The sequence below is a fragment of the Paracoccus rhizosphaerae genome (genome assembly GCF_026162645.1).
Classification (GTDB): Bacteria; Pseudomonadota; Alphaproteobacteria; order Rhodobacterales; family Rhodobacteraceae; genus Paracoccus; species Paracoccus rhizosphaerae.
This window is the reverse complement of the sequence record NZ_JAOTBE010000135.1, coordinates 1-2,960: the sequence shown is the minus strand read 5'-3', so window position 1 is coordinate 2,960 and position 2,960 is coordinate 1. Positions and strand designations below refer to the sequence as shown.

Here is a 2,960-nt window from a genome sequence, read left to right as displayed (position 1 = left end):
TGGGTGATGGTAGTCTCTGGCATGGGCATATCCCTTTCTCGGTTGAGAATTGACGGCGTTCTGATCACCGCCATGATATGCCGCCCCCCCCGAGGCATCACCAACTTTCGCTCATTACTCCTGTAGGTAAGGTCAGGATACACTGCTTTCTATGGCGCCGCGTGATTCACGGCTGCACCAACAGCGCGGTGACGTGAGCGATCTCTTCTTGCTGAGAGACGCGCAGATGGCGCGTCTGTAGCCCTTCTTTCCGGAATCACACTGGCAGCCCCGTGTTGACGACAAGTGGGTCCTGAGCGGAATTTTCTCCGTCAACCGCATGGCCTGCGTTAACGCAATGCTCCTGGTGCTAAAGGCCCTCGCAAAACGCTTTACAGCTGATGGAAGCGTCGGAAGGGGAAGGACATTTTCACTCGGATGATGGCCGGCCTCGCTGCCGTACACGGTGAAAAGACGACCGTGATGATCGGCCCGACATCCCTCATGGTCCATCGAACGGCGACCAGCATGGCCATCCATCATGCGGGCGTGCACGCTTGGTTGGCCGCACCAAAGGGTCTAAGGGAAGAGGAACGGTCAAGTGGTCAGTTTCGCCCGAGAACGGAACTCAAGGCTGCACGCCATCTGCGACAGCCAGGAACAACCGACCTGTCCGTTGCCGCCGGACAAGTGAGTCGGGAACACGTAAACGTCGGCAACGTGTCATGCACGGCAACGTTGGCACTTCTACAGCAACCACAGTACTGCAGCCGTTCCTACAGTGCCTAGAGAAAGTAGCACGATCAAGAATGCGAGCCTCATGCGAGGTTGAGGCCGCGCTGAATGGTTGGAGAGATTGCGTCGCGATGCCTTGGTATCTAGCCAGGCCCCTAAGAAGATCACTTCCGCGGCGATCAGGAATACTGTTGCCACAGCCTTCGGGATCCATTCGGGCTGAAACGGACCGAAGACTGCATGCAGCCCGATCGCGACCGCGCTGGTCGCGAGCCCGGTTCGTATCCAGCCCGCGAAAGTGCGCTCCACTGCCAGGAAAGTTCGATCTTCGGCATAATCGGTCCGGTCTTCGGCGAGTTCTTCTTTAGGGGACATGAGACGATGTTGACTACCCAAGCTGCCCGGCATCAGAGCGTTGAAGGCTAGACGCGGTCAAGGGTGGATTGGTTCAGCCCAGCTTGACGATCTTTCGCCTATTGACTCTTATCGTGGTTGTTCAAGCGACTGCTGATCGAAGTGCTGTGCCGCGCGAGTGCGCTGATGAGGTCGGTCCGCGTCACGATGCCGGTGATCCGGTCGCCCTCGAGGATCGGGACAGCATCGACATCCCCGTCGGACATCAGGGGCAGCAGCGCCCCGAGCGGCGCCTGCGGCGTGGCGTGGGGGACATCCGCCTGCATCAGCCGGCTTGCCGGGTCTGTGGCATCCGCGCCGATCAGGTGGATCTGGTAGATGACGCCGACATAGCGCCCGTCCTCGACGACGGGGATCGACGTGAAGCGGTGCCGCCGGAACAGCGTTGCGACGTCCTCCGCCGGCGTGTGGGGGCCAACCGTCACGAGGTCACGCGACATGATGCTCTCGGCGGCGATGGGACCGGTACGCTGTGCCGCAGCCTGCAGTTCGGCCGCGCCCACCAGCCGCGCCAGGTCCTCGGCCCCCAGGTTGAAGTTCTGGCGATAGCGCTCCAGAAGATCGACCAGCTGCTCCTCCGACAGGCCGATCCTCGTGCTGGGGGACGGGTCCGAAGTCCGGTTGATGTTCGGCTCGTCATGCTGCCGCATGGGATAGTGGCGGCCGGTCAGGCGCGCATAAAGTGCCGCAAGCGCCACCAGCAGCAGCGTTCCCGCCGCCACCGGCGTCAGTGCAAAGCGGAACCCCAGATCGCCGATGGCATCGGGGCTCATGGCCGCGGTCATGGCGACGGCGCCTGCCGGGGGATGGAGCGCGCGACAGAGGATCGTAGCCGTAATGGCGGCACCGACCGCAATGCTGATCCGAAGCGCCGGGTCGGCGATCAACAGGCAGGCGGTGACGCCGATCAGCGCGGCCAACGTGTTGCCCACGACCGCGGCCCAAGGCTGCGCCAGGGGGCTGTTCGGGACGGCGAAGAGCAGAACCGAACTCGCGCCGAAGGGGGCGATCAGGTAAAGTCCCAGCTGCGCGTCGACGGCTGGCGACAGGACAAAGAGGCCGGCGATGGCAAGGCCTGCCAGCGCACCCACACCCGCACGCAAAGCCTCGGTCAGAGGCGCGGAAGCGATGGACGGGCCGAAGGACCGCATCGCACGTCTGAGGTCGTGAAGCAAAACGGGTAACCTTCGTTCTTCGTCTGCATGAAATCCCGGCAATAAGACGAAAATGCAGGCAGTTGAAGGCGTCTCGCGACCCTGCAGGGATCTTCAGACCGCGAAGAGGTGCCGGAACGCGTCCGGCGTGCGCGCCACGTCCGACAGGCGGCACCTGTCGAGGACCGTCAGGAAGGCCTCTCTGGCTTCGGCGAAGACAGCCGGCAGGCCGCACCCTTCGGCAATGCGGCAGGTACCGCAGTCGACCATCCCACCGTCGTCCTCGGTGTGCCTGACGACCTGGCCAATGGTAATATCGGCCGCTGGTCGGGCCAGCTGCAGTCCGCCATGGCGCCCCCTGACAGTCTTGACGAAGCCGGCGCTCCCCAAGTCCTGAACGATTTTCATCAGGTGGTTCTGGGAGATCCCGTGCGCATCGGCGATCTGGCGGATCGAAGCCAGCCCGCCGTTATTGGCGGCAAGATAGATCAGCGCGCGGAGCGCATAGTCGGTGTAGCGGGTCAACTTCATTTTTCCACAATACAGGTATTCCATCGGCATGTATAGGAGGTTATAGATGCATTGATAATGCATGTTTAGGAGAGACTCATGCCACGCCCCCTGTCGCAGCAGACCATCGCCGTCGTGAAGGCCACCGTGCCCGCGCTGGAGCAGCAC

The 2,960-nt window shown here is 62.3% G+C and carries 3 protein-coding genes and 1 pseudogene; 1 reads left to right on the top strand and 3 read right to left on the bottom strand.

The features are described 5' to 3' along the window. Positions 1-193 precede the first annotated feature (193 nt). Positions 194-646, top strand: a pseudogene (locus OC184_RS19765) (IS5/IS1182 family transposase); the annotation flags it as partial. A gap of 80 nt (positions 647-726) precedes the next feature. Here OC184_RS19765 and OC184_RS19760 read toward each other — a convergent pair. The 3 genes from OC184_RS19760 to OC184_RS19750 form a co-directional block, all read right to left on the bottom strand. Beyond that, on the bottom strand, positions 727-1,089 hold the full coding sequence (locus OC184_RS19760) for a YidH family protein (protein WP_265508896.1): 363 nt from the start codon (positions 1,087-1,089) through the stop codon (positions 727-729). Positions 1,090-1,187: 98 nt separating this feature from the next. Beyond that, positions 1,188-2,279 carry an HPP family protein gene (locus OC184_RS19755; RefSeq protein ID WP_265508900.1) on the bottom strand — a complete coding sequence of 364 codons (1,092 nt, stop codon included), beginning with the start codon at positions 2,277-2,279 and terminating at the stop codon, positions 1,188-1,190. A 117-nt stretch (positions 2,280-2,396) separates the two neighbouring features. Beyond that, positions 2,397-2,960 (bottom strand): RrF2 family transcriptional regulator (locus OC184_RS19750; protein WP_322630234.1); only part of this gene is annotated, 564 nt, incomplete at its 5' end.

Excerpts from the sequence above, each read along its gene's own strand:
- OC184_RS19760 (WP_265508896.1), bottom strand. The coding sequence starts at position 1,089 with ATGTCCCCTAAAGAAGAACTCGCCGAAGACCGGACCGATTATGCCGAA.
- OC184_RS19755 (WP_265508900.1), bottom strand. The coding sequence starts at position 2,279 with ATGCGGTCCTTCGGCCCGTCCATCGCTTCCGCGCCTCTGACCGAGGCT.